This window comes from Actinomadura nitritigenes (genome assembly GCF_017573545.1).
Taxonomy (GTDB): Bacteria; Actinomycetota; Actinomycetes; order Streptosporangiales; family Streptosporangiaceae; genus Spirillospora; species Spirillospora nitritigenes.
The window spans coordinates 51484-74247 of the sequence record NZ_JAGEOK010000043.1 but is presented as its reverse complement, the minus strand read 5'-3'; the positions used below and the strand labels follow the sequence as shown (position 1 = coordinate 74247).

At 72.1% G+C, this 22764-nt stretch carries 18 protein-coding genes; 11 read left to right on the top strand and 7 right to left on the bottom strand.

The window, feature by feature from the left end:
* Positions 1–180 precede the first annotated feature (180 nt).
* Both eccB and eccD read right to left on the bottom strand, forming a co-directional pair.
* Positions 181–1542: a type VII secretion protein EccB gene (gene eccB / locus J4557_RS42880; protein ID WP_208272567.1), complete on the bottom strand. Its 1362-nt coding sequence runs from the start codon at positions 1540–1542 to the stop codon at positions 181–183.
* Positions 1542–2933: a type VII secretion integral membrane protein EccD gene (gene eccD, locus J4557_RS42875; protein WP_208272566.1), complete on the bottom strand. Its 1392-nt coding sequence runs from the start codon at positions 2931–2933 to the stop codon at positions 1542–1544. Before eccD ends, eccB begins: the two co-directional genes overlap by 1 nt.
* 135 nt (positions 2934–3068) lie before the next feature.
* Here eccD and eccCa point away from each other — a divergent pair, with 135 nt between their 5' ends.
* Positions 3069–7076 carry a type VII secretion protein EccCa gene (gene eccCa, locus J4557_RS42870; RefSeq protein ID WP_243777256.1) on the top strand — a complete coding sequence of 1336 codons (4008 nt, stop codon included), beginning with the start codon at positions 3069–3071 and terminating at the stop codon, positions 7074–7076.
* 10 nt (positions 7077–7086) lie between these two features.
* On the opposite strand, the gene J4557_RS42865 is transcribed toward eccCa, so the two are convergent.
* On the bottom strand, positions 7087–8160 hold the full coding sequence (locus J4557_RS42865) for a S8 family serine peptidase (protein WP_307800533.1): 1074 nt from the start codon (positions 8158–8160) through the stop codon (positions 7087–7089).
* Between the two features lie 157 nt (positions 8161–8317).
* On the opposite strand from J4557_RS42865, the gene J4557_RS51990 reads away from it, so the two are divergent.
* Positions 8318–8572, top strand: a complete 255-nt coding sequence (locus J4557_RS51990) for a hypothetical protein (protein WP_208272564.1) — start codon at positions 8318–8320, stop codon at positions 8570–8572.
* Between the two features lie 8 nt (positions 8573–8580).
* Here the strand turns inward: J4557_RS51990 and J4557_RS42855 are convergent, their stop codons facing one another.
* Positions 8581–8997: a hypothetical protein gene (locus J4557_RS42855; RefSeq protein WP_208272563.1), complete on the bottom strand. Its 417-nt coding sequence runs from the start codon at positions 8995–8997 to the stop codon at positions 8581–8583.
* A 237-nt stretch (positions 8998–9234) separates the two neighbouring features.
* On the opposite strand from J4557_RS42855, the gene J4557_RS42850 reads away from it, so the two are divergent.
* Both J4557_RS42850 and J4557_RS42845 read left to right on the top strand, forming a co-directional pair.
* Positions 9235–9420 carry a hypothetical protein gene (locus tag J4557_RS42850; RefSeq protein WP_208272562.1) on the top strand — a complete coding sequence of 62 codons (186 nt, stop codon included), beginning with the start codon at positions 9235–9237 and terminating at the stop codon, positions 9418–9420.
* 169 nt (positions 9421–9589) lie between these two features.
* Positions 9590–11398, top strand: a complete 1809-nt coding sequence (locus tag J4557_RS42845; RefSeq protein WP_307800532.1) for a serine/threonine protein kinase — start codon at positions 9590–9592, stop codon at positions 11396–11398.
* Positions 11399–11599: 201 nt separating this feature from the next.
* Here the strand turns inward: J4557_RS42845 and J4557_RS42840 are convergent, their stop codons facing one another.
* A complete protein-coding gene (locus J4557_RS42840) occupies positions 11600–11854 on the bottom strand; it encodes a DUF397 domain-containing protein (RefSeq protein ID WP_372442232.1) in 255 nt (84 codons plus the stop codon).
* Positions 11851–12717 (bottom strand): Sco1979 family transcriptional regulator, encoded by an 867-nt coding sequence (locus J4557_RS42835; RefSeq protein WP_173096572.1) that lies wholly within the window; start codon positions 12715–12717, stop codon positions 11851–11853. Before J4557_RS42835 ends, J4557_RS42840 begins: the two co-directional genes overlap by 4 nt.
* A 224-nt stretch (positions 12718–12941) precedes the next feature.
* Here J4557_RS42835 and J4557_RS42830 point away from each other — a divergent pair, with 224 nt between their 5' ends.
* The 7 genes from J4557_RS42830 to J4557_RS42800 all read left to right on the top strand — a co-directional run bounded on the left by J4557_RS42830 (position 12942) and on the right by J4557_RS42800 (position 21607).
* On the top strand, positions 12942–13559 hold the full coding sequence (locus tag J4557_RS42830) for an ATP-binding protein (RefSeq protein WP_208272561.1): 618 nt from the start codon (positions 12942–12944) through the stop codon (positions 13557–13559).
* A gap of 68 nt (positions 13560–13627) precedes the next feature.
* Positions 13628–13981 carry an STAS domain-containing protein gene (locus J4557_RS42825; RefSeq protein ID WP_208272560.1) on the top strand — a complete coding sequence of 118 codons (354 nt, stop codon included), beginning with the start codon at positions 13628–13630 and terminating at the stop codon, positions 13979–13981.
* A 272-nt stretch (positions 13982–14253) separates the two neighbouring features.
* Positions 14254–15513, top strand: a complete 1260-nt coding sequence (locus J4557_RS42820) for a M16 family metallopeptidase (protein WP_208272559.1) — start codon at positions 14254–14256, stop codon at positions 15511–15513.
* Complete coding sequence (locus tag J4557_RS42815) at positions 15510–16904, top strand: M16 family metallopeptidase (protein WP_307800531.1); 1395 nt, start codon at positions 15510–15512, stop codon at positions 16902–16904. Before J4557_RS42820 ends, J4557_RS42815 begins: the two co-directional genes overlap by 4 nt.
* Before the next feature lie 596 nt (positions 16905–17500).
* Positions 17501–19345 carry a sporulation protein gene (locus J4557_RS51325; RefSeq protein WP_208272558.1) on the top strand — a complete coding sequence of 615 codons (1845 nt, stop codon included), beginning with the start codon at positions 17501–17503 and terminating at the stop codon, positions 19343–19345.
* A 266-nt stretch (positions 19346–19611) separates the two neighbouring features.
* Positions 19612–20181: a dihydrofolate reductase family protein gene (locus J4557_RS42805; RefSeq protein WP_208272557.1), complete on the top strand. Its 570-nt coding sequence runs from the start codon at positions 19612–19614 to the stop codon at positions 20179–20181.
* Between the two features lie 544 nt (positions 20182–20725).
* The gene (locus J4557_RS42800; RefSeq protein ID WP_208272556.1) at positions 20726–21607 is read left to right on the top strand and encodes a hypothetical protein; all 882 of its coding nucleotides are present in this window, start codon (positions 20726–20728) and stop codon (positions 21605–21607) included.
* Here J4557_RS42800 and J4557_RS42795 read toward each other — a convergent pair whose 3' ends face one another.
* Positions 21608–22360 carry a hypothetical protein gene (locus J4557_RS42795; protein ID WP_208272555.1) on the bottom strand — a complete coding sequence of 251 codons (753 nt, stop codon included), beginning with the start codon at positions 22358–22360 and terminating at the stop codon, positions 21608–21610.
* Positions 22361–22764: the final 404 nt, after the last annotated feature.

Here is a 22764-nt window from a genome sequence, read left to right as displayed (position 1 = left end):
GTACCGGCGGCAATCCCCCACCGCCCGATACGACGACACACCCCGTGACAACGAGCAAGACGAAGCGTAGAGACCGGCCAATCCGCCTGTCCATCAGGAAAGTCACCTGTGGATAACTATGGTCGGCATCCGCCGCAGGCTGATCAGCAGAATCAGTCAAGTCTCTGATCGGTTCCGCTGCTATTTGGCCGGAACCGGCCGCTGCGCAGCCGAAGATGTAAGGGTTGGCCCCTCTTTGAACAGTTGCAATAGATTCGCCGGAATTGGCGTCGCGTCCTTCGTTCCGTAGCCGAGTTTGGCGATGTCGTCCGCGGTCGGGACCGGGTAGCGGAGGCCCTGGTCGGTGAGGAGGGAGAACGTCTGCAGCGGCTGGCCGGGGCCGGAGAGGGTTCCCGCGAACGTCCCGCCGCCGGGGAGGACGACCTGGTCGAGGCCGGAGGACGTCTGGCCGGACGGTGCGGGAAGGCTGCCTCCGATGGTGAAGCGGGCGTCCGTCGAAAGGTGGGACGCCTTCAGGTAGACGGTGCACAGGGGCTGCTGGGGGTCGTACGCGACGACGCGGGGCGGCGTGTCCGGCAGGGAGTGGTCGTAAAGGTTGGTCTGGGACGGCTTGGACGCGGCCTGCGCGGGGGTGATGTCGCGCGGTGGGCCCGCTGCCAGGGAGTCGAGCAGGAGCCGGGCCTGCGTAGCGGAGATGCTCGCGAGACCGTCGGGAACCTGGACGTACCACCGTTCCGGGGTGCCCGCGATGGCGGCGACATGGAAGATCTGGCCCGCGGGCGCCGAGGTGTCGCCGGGGCCAGGGAACTCGTGTCCTTCTTGGGGGATGGTGGGGGCGGCGTAGTCGGGCCCCTGGGGCAGGCCGTTCAGCCAGCGTTCGTCCACAGGCACGGGCTGCTCGGCGCTGAGGCCGCGAGCGGCCTTCGGGGTGATCCGCATCCGGCTGTTGCGCCAGATGAGCCAGTCCTGGGATCCACCCCTGACGACCACGCCCTGCACGTCGGTGAGAGGGCGCCCTCCTATGTCACGTCCACCTACCAGGGAGACCGTGGAGCCGCCTGAAGGTGCTGTGGTGCGAGCGCACAAGGACCACGCCGTGTGGCTGGGCTTCCCCGGCGGGGGCAAGGACTCGGGGGCTCCCTGGATACCGGTGAGCGGGTCGCGGGGGTATTTCGCCAGGGACTTGGACGAGACGGTCTTGCGCTGGATGTCGGACGTCGGCATGGCCAGGCGGGCGGACGCGTAGTTGAGGAACGGGACGAGCTTGCGGTCCTGCCGGCTGTAGGCGTAGGTGGCGCCCGTCTCCTTCTCGATGATGAGGACGCCGGGGCGTTCGAGATTGCGGGCGCCGCCCTTGAAGATGAGGCCGGTGATGCCGAAGCCGGCCGCTACCAGGACGGCCACCATGACGCCGCAGAGCGTCCCGACGCCGGTGCGGCGCAGCGGGGACTCCGCGGCGCTCGGGCGCCCCTGAAGGAGCGCCAGGGCGACGCGCTGGGTCATCAGACGGTGTGCCTGGTACAGGTCTTTGCGGGTCTGCATCAGCCGGCCAGTCCGCGCAGCCAGGAGTACAGGCCGAGCAGCCCGAACGCGAGGGGCAGCAGGCTGATGATGAGCATGATGTCGGCGATGTCGCCGGCACGCCCCCAGAAGGGGGACGGCTTGCGGGCGGGGAGCCTGAGGGCCATGGCCGTCATGACGGCGACGGCCAGCACGGCAGGGACGACGACCGTCAGCAGCGTCACGGCGGGGCCGGCCGTGGCGGCCTGGTGCAGGGCGAGGATGGCGAAGCCGGCGAGGCCGGACAGCAGCATCCAGAGGCGTTGTGAGCGGCCGTGGAAGACACGCGCGCGCAGGAGGAGCACCAGGGAGAGGCAGAGGCTCATCGTCACGGGGAGCCATCCGTGCGTGGTCAGCAGGGAGAGTTGTGCGCCGATCCCCGCCAGCCCCACGGCGGAGACCAGTCCGGTGGCGAAGCGGTCGGCTTCGCGCGTACGGCGCAGGAGGGTCGGGCCGTCGAAGGTCTGGGCACTGCGGAGTTCTTCGGCGTTCTCCGGGACGGGCGGCAGGGGCAGGCGGGCAAGGCGGAACGCCAAGGACGGGATGAGGGCCGTGACGGCGAGGCACAGGGATGCGTCGAGGGCGGCCGTTCCCGACGGGGACAGCCCGACACCTTGGACGAGTGCGGCGGACACCAGTCCGAGCAGGGCGACGAAGGCGATGCCCAAGAACGTCGGCAGGCCGTCGTGGATGGCGAAGGCGGAGACGACGGCGGCGAGGGTGGCCGCTGCGAAGCCGGCCGCCAGGTGGGGCGTCCCTAGATGCAGGAGAGGCACGGGCCTGGCCGGCGCCAGGAGGCCGCCAAGGAAGGCGTACGGGAGCGCGCTGTAGCCGAACACGGCTCCGGCTCCCGAATCGCCCAGCGCGCGCGACAGGACGATCCCCGCCATCAGGAGCGCTACGGCGACACCGGCGGACGCGGCCGTCAGCAGCCCCCAGGGCGGCCCCGTGAGGGCGATGCCCACGGCGCCCAGGCCGAGAACGGCCGCGCCGCCGAGGAGGCCGAAGCGCCGGGTGGTCTCCGGGCGCCACCGGTCGGCGTGCTCGTTCACGCCGGTGGCGACGACGTCGGCCACGTCGTCGAACGCGACCTCGGGGAACTGGGACAGCTCCGGCCTGAAGTAGAGGATCTCCCCGTCGCGGACGCCGAGGGAGGACAGCGAGCGGGACTCGTCGAGGGGCGCCTCGTCCAGCCGCTGCAGCACCCAGCCGGAGTGCTCGAGCCCGGCGTCGGCCAAATTGCCGCCCGCGACCTGCAGCAACGTCGGGAGCATGTGGGAAAGGGGAATGTCTCCGGGCAGCGAGAGGTCCAGCCTGCGGTGCGGGGCGACGACGACCACGCGGCACAGGTCGGCGCCCGTCGAGGTATTCACGCGACCTCCGATCGTAGCGATGACCGCACATTCACTATCAGCCGGGACCGTTTTCCGCCACCTGGAGAATGGCTTTACATCAGGCGGCGGTCCACGTCCGGGATCACTAGGATGACCGGAAATTGACTCCGGGTCATGGCGACGCGAAGGGACACGGCCGTGGGAATCGTGGTGGTGCGGCGGCCGGAAAGGCGGCCGCCTCCGCGGCTGCCCGAGGGCGAGATCGTGCTGGAGCCTCCCCCGGAGATCCCTGAGACGATCAGCCAGGGGTTCGCGAACGCGCTGATGTACCTGCCGATGGCGGCCAGCGGCGCCGCCATGGGCTTGATGTTCATGGGCGGCGCGGGCGGCGCCGGCGGCGGCAACCCGATCATGTGGGTGGCGTCCGGCCTGTTCGTCCTGTCGATGGTCGGCATGGGCTTCGGGCACATGGGGCAGGGCGCGGGCGAGCGGAAGCAGCGGCTGAACGGCGCGCGCCGCGACTACTACCGGTACCTGGACCAGATGCGCGCGCGCGTGCGGAAGGCAGCGGCACAGCAGCGGGAGGCCCTGGAGTGGAGCGGGCCCAGCCCGCGGACACTGTGGTCGCTGGCGATGAGCCACCGGCTGTGGGAGCGGCGCCCTGCGGACGGGGACTTCGGCCAGGTGCGGATCGGGCGCGGGCGGCAGAGGCTCGCGCTGGACCTCGTCACTCCGGAGACCAAGCCGATCGAGGACCTGGAGCCGATGTGCGCCGGTGCACTGCGGCGCTTCGTACGCGCTCATGCGACGGTCCCCGACCTGCCCGTGGCGGTCTCGTTGCCGGCGTTCGCACGGATCGTGGTGACGGGGGACCCGATCGCGGCTCGGTCCATGGCGCGCGCGCTGGTCGCGCAGCTTGTCACCTTCCATACACCGGACGATGTGCGCCTCACCATCTGCGCGTCGCCGGACCGTATGAGGCAGTGGCAGTGGGCCAAGTGGCTGCCGCACTGCCTGCACCCCACGGAGCACGACGCTGCGGGGCCTGTGCGCCTCACGGGGCACTCGCTTGCCGATCTCGAGGCTCTGCTCGAGGACGATCTGAAGGACCGCCCTCGGTTCTCCCCTGGGGTCGACCAGGATCTTCCGTTCCACGTCGTGGTGATGGACGACGGCATCGTTCCGCCGGACTCGCAGATAGGCGCGGACGGCATCAAGGGCGTGTGCGTCATCGACCTCAGCGGTTCCGTTGCGCCCACGCCCGACGCGACCATGCTGCGCCTTCACGTCACCAACGACGGCATGCGGATGCTGGAGCGCGACCACACCGGCAAGGACGTGTCCAGTCCGCTGGGTAAGGCGGACTGGTTCACACCCGTGCAGGCGGAGGGCCTTGCGCTGCGCCTGGCGCCGTTGCGGGCCGGTGCCGCGGACGAGCCGGAGCAGAACGCGCTGGCCGGCAATCTCACCCTGACGTCCTTGCTCGGCCTGTCCGGGCCCTATGACATCGACCTCCGGTCCACCTGGCAGCCGCGAGCACAACGCAACCGGCTACGCGTTCCCATAGGCGTCGACTCCGACGGCCGTGCCGTGGAACTCGACATCAAGGAGTCCGCGCAGGGCGGCATGGGTCCGCACGGGCTGCTGATCGGTGCGACCGGTTCGGGTAAGTCCGAGCTGCTGCGGACGCTGGTTCTGGCCCTGGCGGTCACGCATTCCTCGGAGACGCTCAACTTCGTCCTTGTCGACTTCAAGGGCGGCGCGACGTTCCTCGGGCTGGAACGTCTGCAGCATGTGTCGGCGGTCATCACGAACCTGGAGGAGGAGCTTCCGCTCGTCGACCGCATGTACGACGCGCTCCAGGGGGAGATGATCCGGCGGCAGGAGCTGCTGCGGGCCGCCGGAAACCACGCCTCGCTGCGCGACTACGAGCGCGCGCGCGAGCAGGGCGCGCAGCTGGCTCCGTTGCCGACGCTGTTCGTGGTGCTGGACGAGTTCTCCGAGCTGCTGGCCGCCAAGCCGGAGTTCGCGGAGCTGTTCGTGATGATCGGGCGCCTGGGGCGTTCGCTGGGTGTGCACCTGCTCCTCGCCTCGCAGCGGTTGGAGGAGGGCAAGCTGCGGGGGCTCGATTCGCATCTGTCGTACCGGATCGGGCTCCGCACGTTCTCCGCCATGGAATCGCGGGTGGTCCTGGGCGTGCCGGACGCGTACGAGCTGCCGTCCCAGCCCGGCAACGGTTACCTCAAGGTCGACGTCAGCGACATGGTCCGGTTCAAGGCGGCGTACGTGTCGGGGCCGGTCGAGGAGGAGGAGCGGACGCAGACGGCCGCTGCCGGTACGGGAACGCCGCGCCAGATCATTCCCTACAGCACGGCCTATCTTCCGCCGCAGACGCCGCCTCAGCCCGCGCTGGAGCAGCCCGGTGCCGGGCAGGAGTCAGGCGAGACCCTCTTCAAGGCCGTCATCGACCAGCTTGCGGGGCAGGGCCCTGCAGCGCACCGCATCTGGCTGCCGCCGCTGGACGTTCCTCCCACGGTCGACCAGTTGCTTCCCCCGTTGGCGCCCACGCGCGAGCACGGCCTGACGGCAGCGGGCTGGGAAGGCCGTGGCCGTCTCGCCGCCGTGGTGGGGATCGTCGACCGGCCCTTCGACCAGCAGCGCGTCCCGTTCTGGGTGGACCTGTCGGCGGCGGCCGGGCATGTCGGGATCGCAGGTGCGCCGCAGACGGGCAAGTCGACGATCCTGCGTTCGCTCATCACGTCGCTCTCGCTGCTGCACACGGCGGAGGAGGTGCAGTTCTACTGCCTGGACTTCGGTGGCGGCACGCTCGGCGGCCTTTCGGGGCTGCCGCATGTGGGCGGTGTGAGCAACCGGCTCAACGCCGACCGCGTCCGCAGGACGGTCGCCGAGGTGTCCACGCTCCTTGAGCGGCGCGAGCGGGAGTTCGCCGAACACGGCATCGACACCATCGCGACGTACCGGCGTCTACGGGCGGCCGGTCAGATCCCCGGTGACGGGTTCGGAGACGTGTTCCTCGTAGTGGACGGGTGGATGACGCTGCGCCAGGAGTACGAGCACCTGGAGGAGGTCATCACCGACATGGCCGCGCGCGGGCTCGGCTACGGCGTGCACGTGGTGGCGACGGCCGGCAAGTGGTCGGAGTTCCGGATGGGGATCCGGGACGTGTTCGGCACGCGGCTGGAGCTGCGCCTGGGCGACTCCTACGAGTCGGAGATCGACCGTCGGCTGGCCGAGAACGTCCCCGAGGGGCGCCCGGGCCGCGGCCTCACCCGCGACCGCCTGCACTTCCTGGCCGCGCTGCCGCGGCTGGACGGGAACGGCGGCACCGACGACCTCGGCGACGGCGTGGCGAAGATGGTGGAGGCGGTCGCGGGAGCGTGGCAGGGGCCGCAGGCGCCGTCCGTGCGGCTGCTGCCGGACCTGCTGCCGTCGTCGGCCCTCCGGGAGGCTCTCGGGGACGCTGAGGCGCCGAGATGGCGGGTCCCCGTCGGGATCGACGAGGACACCCTGTCGCCGGTCCTGCTGGACTTCGCCGCCGACCCGCATTTCGTGGTCGTCGGCGACACCGAGTGCGGCAAGTCGAACCTGCTGCGGCTGATCGCCGAGGGCATCGTGGCCCGCCACGGCCCCGACGAGGCGAAGCTGATCTTCATCGACTACCGGCGCGCGCTCCTCGACACGGCCGACACCGACCACCGCGTCGGCTATGCCGCTTCGGCGTCCGCCGCCATGGAGCTCGTGACCGATCTGGTGGACGCCCTCAACGACCGCCTGCCGCCGGCCGACCTCACTCCGGAGCAGTTGCGTAAGCGGTCCTGGTGGAAGGGGTCCGACGTGTTCGTCGTCGTCGACGACTACGACCTCGTCGCCACGGCGAACAACCCGCTGCTGCCGCTCCTGGACCTTCTCCCTCAGGCGCGTGACATCGGCCTCCACCTCGTCCTGTCCCGGACCATGGGCGGGATGGGTCGCGCCCTGTACGACCCGGTGATTCAGCAGTTGAAGGACTTGGCCGCACCGGCGCTCATCATGTCCGGCAGTAAGGAGGAGGGCGCTCTCTTCGGCGAGGTGCGTCCGACACCGCTTCCGGTGGGGCGAGGCACCTTCACCGACAGGCGGAACGGCGCACGCCTGGTGCAGACCGCCGTACTCGACGACTAACGGAGGTCGGTCAATGGTGGGCGCCGATGGTGCCGCCCTCGGTGCCGGTGACGATCGGCTCCTCGTCCTCTTCCCGGTCGCCTAGGACGACGCGTCCGGGGCGCCATCCGCGGCGATTCCCCATGGGAACGACGATGCCGCATAGCGCCGCCAGTGCCGCGAGCCCTACGGCGCCTGCCGCGACGCCTATCGCGACGTCGGTCGTATGGCCGTCCGAGTGCGATGGCGCCGCCAGCTTCGCCGGGTGCAGTGAGGGCTGCGCGGTCGCCGCTCCAGGGGCGTCCTCGCCGGGCACTATCGCGGTGACCGCCTGCGTAGGGTTCACCATGCCGCGCCCCGTACCGTCACCCACGTTGCCGTCGGCGGTCGACAGGACGCGCCGGACGACCTGGTCCTGATGCAGCGCGGGGTGACTCGCTCGCACCAGCGCCACGACACCTGACACATAGGCGGCGGCGAAGCTGGTCCCTTCCGCCTGAGGGTTGTAGCCACCGCCGGGCCACGGAATGGTGAGGTCCCTTCCGGGTGCGCCGAGGTCGACCCTGGTCTGCAGGCCGGACGACTCGATGCGGTGACCGTCCTCCCCCAGAGACGCGACGGAGATGACACCCGGATAGCTCGCGGGGTAGGCGGGGCCATCGTTCCCGTCGTCCTTGGTGACGTTGCCCGCGGCGGCGACGACGACCGCATCGTGGTCCTGCGCGTAGCGGACGGCCTGCTCCAGGGCCGGGGACGGAGCGGCCGCTATGGAAACGTTGACGACTTGGGCACCGACGTCGACCGCCTTACGGATGGCGCTGGGAAGGCGCTCGCCGCCATGCTCGTCGCGGTCGGCGTTCTGCTGTTTGACGATGACGAGCCCGGCCCCAGGCGCGACACCGGCGAGCGGGACCCCTTGGGCCGTCAGGTCGCGGCCGGCGATGAGCGCGGCGACACCGGTGCCATGACCGGCACAGTCCCTCTTGCCCGTTCCGGTGAGATCGGTGTAGTCGGCGACGCGGCCCTCCAGCATGGTGTGGCCGACGTCCACGCCGCTGTCCACGACGGCCACCTTGACGCCCTGTCCCCGGGTCAGGCCCCACACGCGCTGGAAGGCGAGCCGCTTCTGAGCCCAGGGCTCCTTGAGCGCCCCGCGGTAGCCGTGCGGCAGGTCGCATGCGACCGGAACCTGCGTGGCCGGTGGCGACGCACTAGTGGACGGCTTAGGGGTCGTCTTAGCGGAAGGCTTGACAGAAGGCTTGGTGGACGGCGTCGTCGTGGGCTTCGACGACGGCTTCTTCGCCGGCGAGGACTTCGGCGCCGGCTCCGCCAAGGGACGTCCGAACGCGATGGCCGATACGGCAGCGAACGCCGGCGAGGCCGGCCACGAGGACGCCAGTAAGACACCGGCCGCAACGAGTCCGATCGCGCGCATCGCCTTCTCCCCCGGGGGCATGGGTGGCTGCTCGGCGAACGACTGTAGAGGAATCCTTACGACCTTGGCATCGCGCCTGTAGGGGAGCTGTCAAGAAACGAGGCGCCTGTGGTCCCGCCGTAGCCGGACGGTCATCAGGACCGCTGCGATCACCGCGCCCAAGAGGAAGCCCACGAGGAAGCCGGTGCGCGAGCCCGCCGGCGCGAAGGCGAGCCACCCGGCGCAGACCACGACGACGAAGGCCCCGTAGCACGAGAGGAACACGTAGAAGCGCTTGCTCCGGAAGAACCGCCTGGCCGGAACGTCTGGCAGGGCCTGCTCCCAGGCGTCGTCCCCAGACGAGGACAGCCGTGCGGCGAGCTCGTCCACGGGGCCGAACTCCTCTTCCGGGGATTTCCCCGACTCCGCTACGCAGGCGGCAAGTTCGTCCACCGTCTCCGACACCTCGCTTGCGGGGACGCCGCCGGCGCGCAGCCGTTCCGCGAGATCGTCGAAGTAGGGAGCCATGGCGGCCATCTTCACAGCCGGGTGGACGGTGACACAAACCGCCTCCTGGCTGGAACGGCAGCGTGAAACCCGCGTCTTGGCGGTCCTCCGAGGGAGGAGCGTCACGCCGCGATCGTCGCTAAACGGAACGATCACTCGGAATAGCCGGAAGGATCTTGCGGTTGCAACTGACGTGCGAACCCCGGCCCTCGGGGTAGCACGTACGCCACGTCCACCACGACCCCCTGGAGGCGAGCCATGCCCAGCAGCATCCTTCGGCCCCGCGCCAACAACGGCCACAAACACGTGAAGTCCACCTCGCTGCGCGCGCTCGCGGTCGCGGCACGGCTGGAACGACACCATGCCCCGGAGGGCCCACCGGGCCGCTCCCCGGGCCGGGACGAGCAGCCGCTGCCCGAGCGGCGGACGCCGAACCCGGCCTGACCCCAGCACGGACGGCCACATCCGGCCGCCGCACCCGGAGCCCTCGCGCACCCGCGCGAGGGCTCCGGCATGCCGGGCCGAGGGCCTAGATCATCCGTTTCACGAAGCGCATACCATCTTGTGGCCATAGTCTTGCGTGACGAAGCGACAGCAACGGGGAGCGAGTGGTGTGACGGACAGGACGATGCCGGACGCCCATCCGCTGCGGTCGGGGGACCCGACCGAGCTGGGTGGATACGAGATCCTGGGCCGTCTGGGCGAGGGCGGACAGGGCGCGGTCTTCCTGGGCCGGCCGTCCGGCGCGGAGACCTCGGTCCATTCCTCCGACCATGTCGCGATCAAGCTGCTGCACGGCGGGCTGGCCGGGGACGAGTCCGCGCGGGCACGGTTCGTGCGGGAACTGGAGGTCGCCAAGCGCGTGGCCCGGTTCTGCACCGCGCAGGTCCTCGACGCCGACCTCGCGGGCGACCAGCCCTACATCGTCAGCGAGTACGTTCCCGGGCTGTCCCTGCACCACGTGGTCCGCGAGGAGGGCCCCCGTACCGGTGGCGCCCTGGAGCGCCTCGCCATCAGCACGCTGACGGCGCTCACCGCGATCCACCAGGCCGGGATCGTGCACCGCGACTTCAAGCCGCACAACGTGATGATGGGGCCGGACGGCCCCCGCGTGATCGACTTCGGAGTGGCGCGCGCACTGGGCGCGGCAGGTGAGACCCAGAACGTCGGTACACCCGCCTACATGGCGCCCGAGCATTTCACCGGCGGCCAGGTGGGTCCCGCCTCGGACATGTTCGCCTGGGGCACCACCATGGTGTTCGCCGCCACCGGACGTCCCGCGTTCGGCAATGACGAGATGGCGACCGTCATGAACCGGATCATCTCCGGAGAGCCGGACATCGGCGAGCTGTCCGGACCGATGCGCGACCTGGTGCTGGCGTGCCTGGCCAAGGACCCCTCACAGCGTCCCACCGCGCGGGAGGCCCAAGAGCGCCTCGTGGGAGCGGCCAGCGGCACCTCCCAGGCGGCCGGTGCGGTGCCGCCCCTCCCCGCCTTCCCGGGGCTCCCCGTGGAGAGCGCGGCGCCCGGCCATCCGGGATCGACGGACCCGAACGCTCCGCCCTCGGTGATGGCGGGGGCGTTCCTGCCCCCCGACCACGTCACCGACCCGACCGGGCTGCGGAACGCGACGGTGCCGCAGCCTCCGCCGTACGGCGAGATCGCGCCGCAGCCGGCCGATCCCCGGTACGCGCCCCCGCCGGTTCCCCCGGGCCTTCCGGGGCCGTCCTATGCGCAGCCTTCGGGCGGCAGGAAGCGCGGACGCCTCGTGCCGATCGCGGCCGCGGTGGCGGTGGCCGCCGTCGTCCTGGGCGGCGGCGCCGTATGGGCCGGCACGAGGTCGGGTGGGGACGGCCACGACGACAGGGGCGTGGCGACCTCCGAGCAGGGCCCTGGCGCGGACGGCGGCTCGGCGGGCGCCGGCGGCGCCGCCGGCTCGGCGAACGGCCCGGCCAAGCCGAAGCAGCCCGGCAAGGGCAAGCAGCAGGGGCTGGGTCAGGGGCAGGACCCCGCCAACCCCAAGAAGAAGCAGGGCGGCAAGCAGCAGCCGGACGGTTCGACGCCCACCAAGGGCACCGGTGGCGGCGGGGCCCCGACCGGCCAGGAGCCGCCGAACAAGTACACGCCGCAGCAGGCGTGCGGCAGCGGCTACAACGTGCAGCGCTCCGTGTCCGGTTCCGGGGGCACCGCCTACCTGCTCTACAGCAACAGCACCAAGAAGAACTGCGCCGTCACGATGAAGACCAAGAACGTGGGCAAGGCCTCCGCGGTCTCGGTCTGGCTCCAGGCCCAGGGTCGCAGCCGTACCGGTGACAGCGGCTCCTACGCCTGGTACGCGGGACCGGTGTACGTGAGCGCGCCGGGCGTGTGCGTCCGCTTCGGAGGCAACGGCGCCACCGCCCCTTACGGCAACTGCGGCTGACCCGGCGTCCGGCCGGGGAGAGCGGCCCGGCTCAGAGCGGAAGAAAGGCCACCCTCGCGCCTGGGTGGCCTCTGCCGTCTTCGTTCTTCGCCCTTGGCGGACGGGTCGACGTTCGGTGCTCGTAGCCGACCCGCCGCAGTGAGACGTACCGCGCGGCCCCTGTGCGGCCGGACGGCGTTGTTTGGCGGTTTTCCAGGAGTGTCAGTTGCGGGAGGCGATGAGGTGGTCGAAGTCCCCGTCCTTGGCACCGAGGATGAGGGCCTCGATCTCCGGGCGGGTGTAGATGAGGGCCGGGCCCTCGGGGTGGCGGGAGTTGCGCATCGCGACCTGCCCACCGGGCAGCTCGGCGATCTCTACACAGTTCCCCTGGGAGTTGCTTCGCCGGGACTTCAGCCACCGCGCCCCGTGGAGCTTGGTCGCGGGCATCCCGTTGTCGTAGTCGGTCTGGAGCATCATGTCTCTCTGAGAAAATCACCAAGAAGCTCGACGGTGCGTTCCGGGGTCGCACTGTCGACGCACAGGCGTTCCATCGCCTGCAGATAGGTGTCGACGTCGTCGCGCTTGTCCAGGTACATGGCGCCGGTGAGGTTCTCGACGTAAACCACGTCCGGCAGGTCCTGCTCGGGAAAGCGCAGGATCGTGAACGCCCCTCCCTCGGCGGCGTGGCCGCCGAACCTGAACGGCATGATCTGGATGGTGACGTTGGGCAGCTTCGACATCTCGATGAGGTGCTCGAACTGGCCCCGCATCACCTCCGGCCCGCCGATGGGACGCCGCAGCGCCCCCTCGTCGATGACCGCCCACAGACGCGGGGCGTCCGGGCCGGTGAGCCGTTCCTGCCGTTGCAGGCGCAGTTCGACGCGCTGGTCGATCTCGTGTTCGGCGGCTCCGGCGTTGCCCAGGCGTATGACCGCACGCGCATACCCCTCCGACTGCAGCAGTCCCGGGACGAACTGCAGCTCGTACGTGCGGATCAACGCCGCCGACTCCTCCAGGCCCACGTAGGTCTGGAACCAGCCGGGCAGCACGTCGTTGTACCGGTGCCACCAACCAGGGGTGTTGGCCTCCCGCGCCAGCTGTATCAGCGCCTCGCGTTCGGCCTTGTCTCCGACGCCGTACAGCGTCAGGAGGTCGTCCACGTCGCGTTCTTTGAAGCTGACGCGCCCGAGCTCCAGGCGGCTGATCTTCGACTCCGACGCGCGGATGACGTAGCCGGCGTCCTGACGGGTCACGCCCTTCTGCTCGCGCAGACGGCGCAGCTGCGACCCGAGCAGGATCCGACGAACCGTCGACCCGCTTCCCGGCGTCTCTGGAGTCACGCCCAACCTCCCGGCTATTCGGCGGACAGCGAACCTAGTGTGCCACTGGCCTCCGTGTCCTGCGGTTACCTCCGATCATCCGCGTGCAGCCCGGTCGCCCCACACCCCCACAACCCGGATGCACGTGCATTGGGCCTTGCATTCGCACGCTACGATGCGCAGGATAACGCACGAGACTTCCGAGCCACGGCTGCACAACGAGATCACTCTGCGGGGTCCGGGGAATGACGTCACGCCAGGCGCACGACGACACGCGGTGGGAACTCGGCTCCCTCGCGGGGCCGGCGGTCCCGCGGGACCATGCCGTGCACTCGACGCCCATACCCGAGTCGTGCGACCTCCCTCCGCGCCTCGACGCGGCCGTGACCGCGCTCACGGAGCCCACCGGGCCGGCGGCCTCCTTCATCGTCCGGCCCGACCCCGAGTCGGTCACCGAGGCCAGGCACTTCGCGCTCTCCCGGCTGTCCGAGTGGGGTCTGCCCGAGCTGGCCGACGACGTGGCCCTGGTGGTCTCCGAACTCGTCACCAACGCGCTGCGGCACAGCGGCAGGGCCACCTGCGGGCGGCCGGGCGACGACGTGCACCGCGAGGGCGTGTACGACGACCCCGCCGACCCGCTGGGCTCTGCGCCTTCGGCGATCCGGCTGCGGCTCGTGCACCAGAAGCCCTGGCTGCTGTGCGGAATCATGGACGCGAGCCAGGCCGCGCCCCGCCGCAAGGAGCCCGACTACATCGCCGAGACGGGCCGCGGACTGCATCTCGTCGAATCGTTCAGCGTCCGGTGGGGGTGGCGCACCCTCTCCCACGGGAAGATCGTGTGGGCCCTGTTCCGTTCCCCCTGAGGGATAACGTCCCGTCCCACTGGGTATAGGGGACTGTCCCCCCGACGAGCGGCAGAGAGGGAGCAACGGTGGAGTTCGCCGTCGAGCACCGCGTCGAAAAAGGTCTCACCGTCGTGAAGATCAGTGGCGAGATCGACGTCTTCACGAGCCCCCGGCTGCGCGAGGAACTGCTCGACATCATCGACAACGGCGGGCTGCACCTCGTGATCGACCTGGGCGAGGTCACCTTCCTCGACTCCACCGGCCTCGGCGTGCTGGTCGGCATCTACCACCGGCTCCGCGCGCGCGACGGCTCCATGTCCTTCATGGGGGTCAACGACCGGGTCCGGCGCGTCTTCCACGTGACCCAGCTCACCAAGATCTTCGTGCTGCACCGGTCGCTGGAGGACGCCATCGCGGCCCACGAGGCCGCCGCGCCCTGATCGCCGCGTTCCGGCCGCCGCGGTTCCCCGGGTCCGGCCCCCGGCGCGGTGGCGGAGGGCTCCCGAGCATCGCTTCTCCGATCGACTTGTCGGCTTTTCTCCTGACATTCAGGGTGGCGTGCCGTGGAGTTATCCACAGTTCGCCGCGAAGACGCCGTGCCCGGTCGCAACCGGTACGGTGAGTCAGAGATCAAGCCCGCCGCCTGGGCTCGGCCCATCCGACGCGCGCGGTGCTGTCCGCCAGCCGATCATCGAACGGACGGGAGCGCTCCGTGGCAGAACAGCCGCTGCATGAGCACACGCTCGGCAATGGCCTGCGCGTGGTGGTCTGCGAGGACCATGTCGTACCGCTGGCAGCCGTGAACATCTGGTACGGCGTCGGCTCGCGGCACGAGCGGGCCGGCCGGACCGGCCTCGCCCACCTCTTCGAGCACCTGATGTTCCAGGGCTCCGCCAACGTCGCCGAAGGGGAGCACGCCGCGCTGCTGGAGAGCGCCGGCGCCGCGTTCAACGCCAGCACCTCCTTCGAACGCACCAACTACTACGAGACCGTCCCCATCAGCCACCTGGAACTGGCCCTGTGGCTGGAGGCCGACCGGATGGGCACGCTGCCCGCCGCGCTCACGCAGGCCAACCTCGACAACCAGCGCGACGTGGTGAAGAACGAGCGCCGCCAGCGCTACGACAACCAGCCCTACGGCACCGCGTTCGAGCGGCTGTGCGCCCTCACCTTCCCCGATGGCCACCCCTACGCGCACACCCCCATCGGGTCCATGGAGGACCTGGACGCGACCACCCTCGAGGACTGCGCCGACTTCTTCGCGACCTGGTACGCGCCGGGCAACGCGGTCCTGTCCGTCGTCGGGGACGTCGACGCGGAGAAGACCATCGCGGCGGTCGAACGGTACTTCGGCGGCATCCCCACCGGCCCGCGGAAGCCGCCGCCCCGGCCCGGCGACCTCGGCCCCCTCTCCGGCGTGCGCGGCGAGACCCTCGACGAGGACGTCCCCTCCCCCGCCTACTTCGCGATGTTCACGCTGCCCGCCGACGGCGGCGACGACATCGAGGCGGCCGAGCTCGCGGTGGAGATCCTCGGCGGCGGATCCGGCTCGCGCCTCTACGACCGGATGGTCCGCCGCGACCAGATCGCCACGGAGGTCTGGGCGGGGGTGACCCGGCTGGCCACCGGGCAGTCGCTGGCCATCGTGGACGCCATCGGTTCGGAACCGGACAAGATCGCCGCCGTGCTGGACGAGGAGCTCGCCCGGTTCGCCGCGGACGGCCCCGACGCCGACGAGACCGCCCGCGCCACCGCGCAGGCCGAGCGGGGCTTCCTGGAGCAGACCGAGACGGTCACCGGGCTGGCCAACGCGCTCTCCCAGAACGCCACCCAGTTCGACGACCCCGCCCGGGTCTTCACCGCCCCGGGACGGGCCGCGGCCGTCACCGCGGACGCGATCAAGGAGATGGCGGGCCGCTGGCTCGCCCCGGGCGGCCGCACCGCCCTGACCTACGGAGGTACGCCGTCGTGACCGGTCCCAGCCCCGACCTGCCTCCCGGTACCGCGGGCCTCGCGCTCCAGCCCCGTCCGGTGCCCGGACCGGTCCCGCCGTGGGCGTTCCCGGCCGGCACCGCGGGCCGGATCCCCGCCGGGCCCGCCACCCTGCGCGTCGACCTGCCCGGCCGCAGCCTCGCCGCGGTCAGGCTCGTGCTGCACTCGGGCGCGGGCCGCGAGCCCGAGGACCTGGACGGCGTCGCCACGCTCACCGCGCACGCGCTGCTGGAGGGCACCGAGCCCGGCGGCGGCACCGCGCTGACCGCCGCGTTCGAGCGGCTCGGAGCCAGCCTCTACGCCTCGGCCGACCTGACCGCGCTGCGGATCGCGCTGGACGTCCCGGTGACCCGGCTCGGCTCCGCCCTGGAGCTGTTCTCCTCGGTGGTGCGCCGTCCCGCGCTGGACGACGCGGACGTGCGGCGCCTCGTCCGCGAACGGCTGGAGGAGATCGCGCAGGAGGACGCCGACCCCGGCTCCCGCGCCATGCGGGAGCTGCGCGCGGCGATGTTCCCCGCCGAGGCCCGCGCGTCCCGGCCGACCGGCGGCACCCGGACCTCGGTCGGCGCGCTTCAGGGCTCCGACATCCGCGACTTCTACGCCTCGGTCGTGCCTGCCGAGGCCACCGCCGTCGTCGCGGGCGACCTGGCGGGCACCGACGCCGACACGGCCCTCACCGCGGCGCTGGAGGGCTGGACCGGCAGCGGCGGACCGCTCCCGACCGCCGACCGGATCATGCCCGACTCCGCCGCCCGGATCGTCGTGGTGGACCGTCCCGGTTCCGTGCAGACCTACCTCGCCCTCGGGCACGGCGTGCCCGACCGCTCCCACCACGACTGGCCGTCCCTGGTGGTCGCCTCCCACGTGCTGGGCGGCGGCCTGACGTCCCGGCTCAACGCGGTGCTGCGGGAGGAGAAGGGCTACACCTACGGTGTGCGCGCGGGACTGCTGCGCATGCGGCACTGCGGGCTGTTCATCGCCCAGGGCGCCGTCCACACCGAGGTCACCGCCGACGCGGTCGCGGACGCGCTCACCGGGCTGCGCAGCATCATCTCCCGCGGGATCGACGCCGAGGAGCACGGTTCGTCCGTCCGCGCCCTCGCGGACCGGGCGCCCGCCGAGTACGAGACGGCCCGCGCCGTCGCCGCCGAACTCGCCGACGCGTCCGCCAGCGGGCTCGGCGCCGACTACCCCAGCAACTACCTGGCGGCCGTGCGGGCGTCCACCCCGGACGGCGTCGCCCGCACCTACAACAAGCACATCGACCCGGAGGCGCTGACCATCATCGCCGTGGGCGACGCCGCGCAGATCCGCGAACCGCTGGAGAAGCTCGGCTACGCCCCGGTCACCGTCACCTCGAAGGAGGAGTGACCACCGCCCGCCGTCGCCCTCGCCCTCGCCCTCGCCTGCCCGCGGCCCAGGCCCCACAGCTCGGCGACACGGCCCAGCAGCACGGCCCGGCGAAGGCCAGCCGGCGGCGGCGCCGGAGCCCAACCGCAGCGGCACCGCCGGAACGTCCCAGCATGGGCCCAGGCCGACGGGCACGAGCCGACAGGCACTAGCTACGGCGGCCGCAGTCCCAGCGCCACGGACTGAAAGCACGAGTCGACAGCGCGGTGCGAACGGGCACGACCCGACGGCACCGGGGCCTCCGCACCAGGGACCGGCGGCACGGCTCCGGAGGGGGCCGATGGGCATGCGCCCGCGCCGGGCCGACGTGCACGACCCCGACCGGGGCCGCGGACTCAGCACCAGGGACCGGCGGCACGGTGCGAGGGCACGAGCCGACGGGCACCGACCCAAGGCTGGGCGCCAGGCACGCCCAACGGCGGCTGCGGTCTCGCCATCGGGGACCGGCGGCACGGACAGGCGGCACGGGCAGGCGGGGCGAGCGAACCGATGGCATGGTGGAATCCGTCTGACATTCGCGGGGGCACGCCCCGCGCGTCGGGAGAAGGGAACGGCCGGTGTCCTACGGGCAGATGGCAGGCGGGCCGTCCGTCGACACGATCCTCGCGGAGCCGAACTGCAAGCCGGGCGGCGTCGTGGCAGGCAAGGTCCACGTGCGCGGCGGCGACCGTCCCCTCGAGGTACGGCACGTCACGCTGGCGCTGATGCCGCGCATGCGCGACGGCCACGGCGAGACGGCGGGCCCGGAGGTCTACCGCGGCGCGCTGACCCGCCGCTTCACGCTGGAGCCCGCACGGCAGCGGGACCTGTCGTTCTCCATCCCGCTGCCGTACGAGCTGCCGTTCACCACCGTCCTCGGACGGGAACTGCCCGGTTTCACCATCGGGCTGTGCACCGAGGTGGACGTGGCCGGACAGCCCGATCCGGGGGACATCGACCCCATCTCGGTCGAGCCGCTGGAATCCCAGCAGTGGGTGCTGGCGGCCATCGCGCAGCTCGGTTTCCAGATCAGGCACGTCACGTTCGAGGAATCCGAACTCCGGGGCGTCTCGCGGCACCTGCCGTTCCACCAGGAGATTCACCTGGCGCCGCCGTCCGCCTTCCAGGGCCGGCTCGACCAGATCGGGCTGACCTTCGTCGCCAGCCCGCGCGAGGTGGCCTTCGTCCTGCGCGCCGAGGACCGCACCGCCCCGTCCGACGAGGCGTTCGGGGTGTTCAAGGTCGGGCACGCCGAAGCCGCCGAGACGGACTGGAACACCAGGATCGGCAAGTGGCTCGACGAGGCCGCCGCGCTCCCCCGGACGGCCCACGCGAGCCCGCCGCCTGGCGGGTCCGTCTACGGCGGGGTGACCTTTCCGCCGCCCCCGCCCTCACCTGGGCGGCCCGTTCCGGGCCCAGCGTCCCCGGGCGGCGAGTACGGCGGCGCGGGTCACGCCCAGTTCCCACCACCCGGACCGGCTCCCGGCGCGCCCCCGGCGCCCTTGCAGAGCCCGGGTCACGCGGCCGGCGCCCCGCCCTTCCCACCGCCGGGCGGCGCGGGCTATCCGGCGTCCGGTGCCCCAGGGCCGTCCGGTCCCGGCTTCCCTCCGCCTCCGCCCGGCGAGTTCGGTCCGTCCGCATTCGGCCACCCACCCGGCGAGGGCGGCCACGGCGCCGCGCCCGGGTATCCGCCTAGCGCTCCCCCGCCAGGCGGCCCCGGCCACCAGCCGCAGGGCGCGCCCCCCGCGGCGAGCGTCCCGCCGGGGCAGGGCACCCCGTTCCCGCCGCCTCGGCCGGGGTCTCCAGGAGCCGCGAACCACGCATCCGGCTTCCCGCCGCCCCCCGCGCCGCACGGCGCAGCCTCGGGCGGTTTCCCTCCGAGCGGCGCACCCGGTCCCGGGCTGCCGCCGAACAGCGGTCCGGGCGCTGGTATGCCGCCGGGCGGCGTACCGCACGGGGCTCCTGCCGCCGGGATGCCGCCGGGCGGCGCGCCTGGAGTCGGGATGCCCGGCAACGTGCCTGGTCAGCATGCCGCTGGACCCGCTCCCTACCCGCCGCCCGCGCCTCCGGGTCCGGGGCATGGCGGGCCACCAGGCCCACCGCCTGCCCCACCGGGTCCGCCGCCTGCGCCCGGCGGCCCCATGTATTACGCGCCGGGCGAGCCGCCGCCCGCGCCTCCCGGTCCCGCGCCGTATCCGCCGCCGATGCACGTCCATCATGGACACCACGGGCATCACGGCCACTACCGCCACGGTCCCGGCATCGCCACCGCCGGCCTGGTCGGCGGTGCCGTCGTGGCGGGTGTCGCCGGAGGCATGGCCCTGGACGCCATGGGAGACGTGGCCGGCGACATCGCCGGTGATATCGCCGGCGATGTCGCTGCGGAAGTCCTGGGCGGCCTGCTGGGCGGCCTCTTCGGCTGACCTTCCCGCTCGGGAGGTCGGTCGAGCGTTCGGCGGCCCTCACCGCCGGGCAGGTACGTGTTACTCGAGGGGCACGCTGGACTCGGCGGGCACCGCGGGGTGAGCAAGTCGTCTCAGCACCACGAGGCGCGAGGTCGCCAGGAGGCCCGGCCGATGCGCACCGCTGGTCGCAGACCGATGAGTCCGGGCTGCCCGCACGGTCTGCACAGGACGAAAACGGACGTCAACGCTCCATCTCGTGTCACGACGACCTGGTGGGAGGGCCGATGCGTGAGCTGGTGGTCGACATGTTCAGCACCGTCGACGGGTACGGCGGCGGCGGACCGAGACCCAAGGCGTACTGGGGGTATGAAGGCCCAGGGCTCTTCGATTGGATACACGGCCAACTCGAGCAGGAACACGTCACCCTCATGGGCGCGGAGACGTACCGGAGGATGGCCGAGATCGTCGCGACCGGCGACGACCCGACCTTCCCGCGGATGACCGAGTTGCCCAAGGTCGTCTTCTCCAAGTCGCTTCGACTGCCGCTGGCCTGGGCGAACACCACGCTGGTCGACGAGCCGCTCGAGACGGCCGTGCCACGCCTCAAGGCCATGGAGGACGGGCTTCCGATGCGGACCATCGGCAGCCCGTCGTTGGTGCGCAGCCTCTTCACGCTCGGCCTCGTCGACCGCGTCCGGGTGATGCTCTTCCCCATGATCCACGGCGCCGAGGGCGAGGAGCCGGTCTTCGCCGAGTTGCCCGCGCTCGACCTGGACCTCGCCACGACCACCGTGATCGACGATCGTCTCGTGCTCCTCGACTACCGCGTCGCGGGTGACCAGCCGCCCGAATGACGCCGCCGGACGGCAGCGCCGGCGCCGGCACCCACGGCTGACGCCCGACGAGGATGGCCAGTGTGGACGGCCAGCAGCGGTGACCGCTGTGATGGTGGCCGCTGACGGCGCCCGAGAAGGGTGGCCGCGGACGAGGGGCCAGCGGTCGCCCGGCGAGGGCCCCAGTGACGGCGGGCGGCTGCGGCCGGTGTGGGCGGTCGACGGCGGGCCAGCGGTAGCGTTCGGCGTTTGGCTGGTGAGGGTGGCGGGCGACAGCACCCTCAACAGCGTGCGGTGACGGTAGCGCGGTGCGGGTGGTCAGTGACGGTGGGCGGCGGCAGCGGCCGGCGAGGACGGGCCGACATGAGTGGCTGGTGAGGGCGGCCGGTGGGGGTGGCTGGGGGTGTGGGGGTGCCGTCGGGCTGTCGGTCGGGGTTGTGGGGGGTGTGGCGGTTCGGGTGGGGGTGGACATGGCGGGTGTTTCGGACCGGATGTGGCGCGGTCTCGGCCAACCGGGTCGCGGATGGTTAGGGTCGAGAGGGCAGCCCGCCTCCCGAGGAGTCACATGACCACCGTGATCCTGGTCCTGCTCTGCCTTGCGATCGCCGGACGCGAGCTCTACCTGGCTTCCGACAAGCGCCTCCCGCAAGCACAGGCGGACGTGCGCGAACTGCGCGCCCAACTGTCCGAACTCGTCAAACGCCACGAAGCGCTCAAGACGGAGGTCGCCGCGGCGGCCGAGCCGTCCGGGATCCCGATCCCGCAGCCGCTGCCCGACGGCGCGTCCGCGGAGATCCTCGACCGGCTGGAGACCTTCTCGGGCCGGATCGACCGGCTGGAGAAGGAGACCGCCGACCTCGCCGGGGAACTGGCCGGTCTCGGCCTCGACCGGGAGGCGCAGCACGCGCTCGCTCGCTCCCTGGACACGGTGGAGCAGGACGTGCACGAGCTGCACCGGGAGATGCTCGAACGCGTCGACCGGGAGGAGGGCGTCGTCCCCGGGCTGCTGCTCAGCGAGGAGGGGGAGGCCGAGGCGCTGCTCGCCGACGCCTACGAGCGGTGCGCCGCCGAGTGGGGGCTGCGCGTGCGCGTCCGCGACCAGCGGTCCCCGCAGGCGGCCGACGGCTCCTACCTGGGGACGGTCTACTACCTGTCCGGCCGCCGCGCCGACGACCTCGCCGAGGACCTGTTGACCCAGGTCAGAACCCTGATCAACGCGGAGGACCCGGGTGCGTTGAGCGCCCTGCTCGGCGAGCTGGCGCACCTGCGCGGCGGTGGGATCGCGCGGTTCGGCCGGTTCGCCGTCGTCCGGACCGGGAGCACGCTGCTCTGCGGCGTCCTGCCGGGCGAGGCGCCCGCCGCCGAGCCCTGGGAGCTCGCGGGACGTCTCCGCGAGCTCCCCGACGACCGGCGGGCCGATCTGTCCTGGCTCCGTCCGGACGAGTGATCAGGGCCGGACGAACCGGGGCGGGGCGCCGTCGGTCCGGTCGACGCCGAACGCCAGTAGGCAGCGGGGCGGATGCCCGGCATCGGTCTGCAGGCACAGCCCGACGCCCAGATCGGGGTCGATGACCACGACGCGCCGGAGCGCCCGCAGGGCGCGCCGGGCACGGCCCCGGGTCCGTGGCCGCGACGGCTCGTGCAGCGTGCTCGTCACGACGCGTCCCGCGTACCGCCAGAGGGTCAGCGAGTCGAGGACCCGCACGCCCGCCGAGGTGAGGTTCGCGACGATGACCACGCCGCTGTCGTCGTCCTCCCCCATCTCGGACGGCGCCGTCAGCGCCGCGTCCTCCGGCAGGTCGCGGGGCGCCCTGGGGCCGCCCACCGCGCGGTGGTAGCGGAGCGGGTCGAGGGTGTCGATGACGAACGCCCCCGCGTACGGTCTGGACGCGCGCGGCTGCCCGGGACGCGCCCGCAGCGGCGTCCGGGGCGCGTTGCGGGCGTTGAGGTGCGCACTGAGGTCGAAGACCATGCCGGCGTCGTCGAGCCAGGTGGGCAGGCCCAGCTTGGACGACGAGGTGCGGTCCAGGCCGTCGGTCATGCCGCGGATCTCGTCGGCGCGGCCCGAGAGCGCCGCCGCCATGCCGAGCCCGGGGAACGCGCCTTCGAGGACGGCGAGCATCGCCCGCCAGGTGGTGCTCCCCACGAACTCGATCATGAACGCGTCGGCCAGCGCCCTGCGGCGTCCGGGATCCGTCATGGGTCCCGGCGGGGGCGCCGGCGGCGGCACGGCGGGCGGCTGCGCGGCGGACGGCGGCTGGGCGGACAACCCCCGGCCCGGCCGCGCGATCTCCGGCCGTGTCACGTCCGGTTTCGTCAGGGAGGGCGGTGGTTCGGCGGAGAGGCCCTTACCGGGGAGGAAGGGTTCGTCGGCATCGGCGGCGGGGCGTTCGTGACGTCCGGCGCTCCGCGTGTCCGCCGGGCCTTCGGGGGCTCCGGACCGCAGGCCACCCGGCTTCCGGACGACCCACCGCTCCGGCTCGTCCTCTGGACGCGCTGCATCGACGGCGTCTTCCTCGGGAACCGGCACGCCCGTCCCGTGCGGCGCCCACTGCGGCGCCTCCGAGCGCGGCGAGCCCTCGGACGACGGCACTTCCGGCGGCC

Bases quoted from the DNA above. Each gene is read 5' to 3' on its own strand.
- eccB (WP_208272567.1), bottom strand. From the start codon at position 1,542: ATGCAGACCCGCAAAGACCTGTACCAGGCACACCGTCTGATGACCCAG.
- eccCa (WP_243777256.1), top strand. From the start codon at position 3,069: ATGGCGACGCGAAGGGACACGGCCGTGGGAATCGTGGTGGTGCGGCGG.
- J4557_RS42830 (WP_208272561.1), top strand. From the start codon at position 12,942: ATGACGTCACGCCAGGCGCACGACGACACGCGGTGGGAACTCGGCTCC.
- J4557_RS42800 (WP_208272556.1), top strand. From the start codon at position 20,726: ATGACCACCGTGATCCTGGTCCTGCTCTGCCTTGCGATCGCCGGACGC.
- J4557_RS42795 (WP_208272555.1), bottom strand. From the start codon at position 22,360: ATGACGGATCCCGGACGCCGCAGGGCGCTGGCCGACGCGTTCATGATC.
- J4557_RS42855 (WP_208272563.1), bottom strand. From the start codon at position 8,997: ATGGCTCCCTACTTCGACGATCTCGCGGAACGGCTGCGCGCCGGCGGC.
- J4557_RS42805 (WP_208272557.1), top strand. From the start codon at position 19,612: ATGCGTGAGCTGGTGGTCGACATGTTCAGCACCGTCGACGGGTACGGC.
- J4557_RS42850 (WP_208272562.1), top strand. From the start codon at position 9,235: ATGCCCAGCAGCATCCTTCGGCCCCGCGCCAACAACGGCCACAAACAC.
- J4557_RS42840 (WP_372442232.1), bottom strand. From the start codon at position 11,854: ATGATGCTCCAGACCGACTACGACAACGGGATGCCCGCGACCAAGCTC.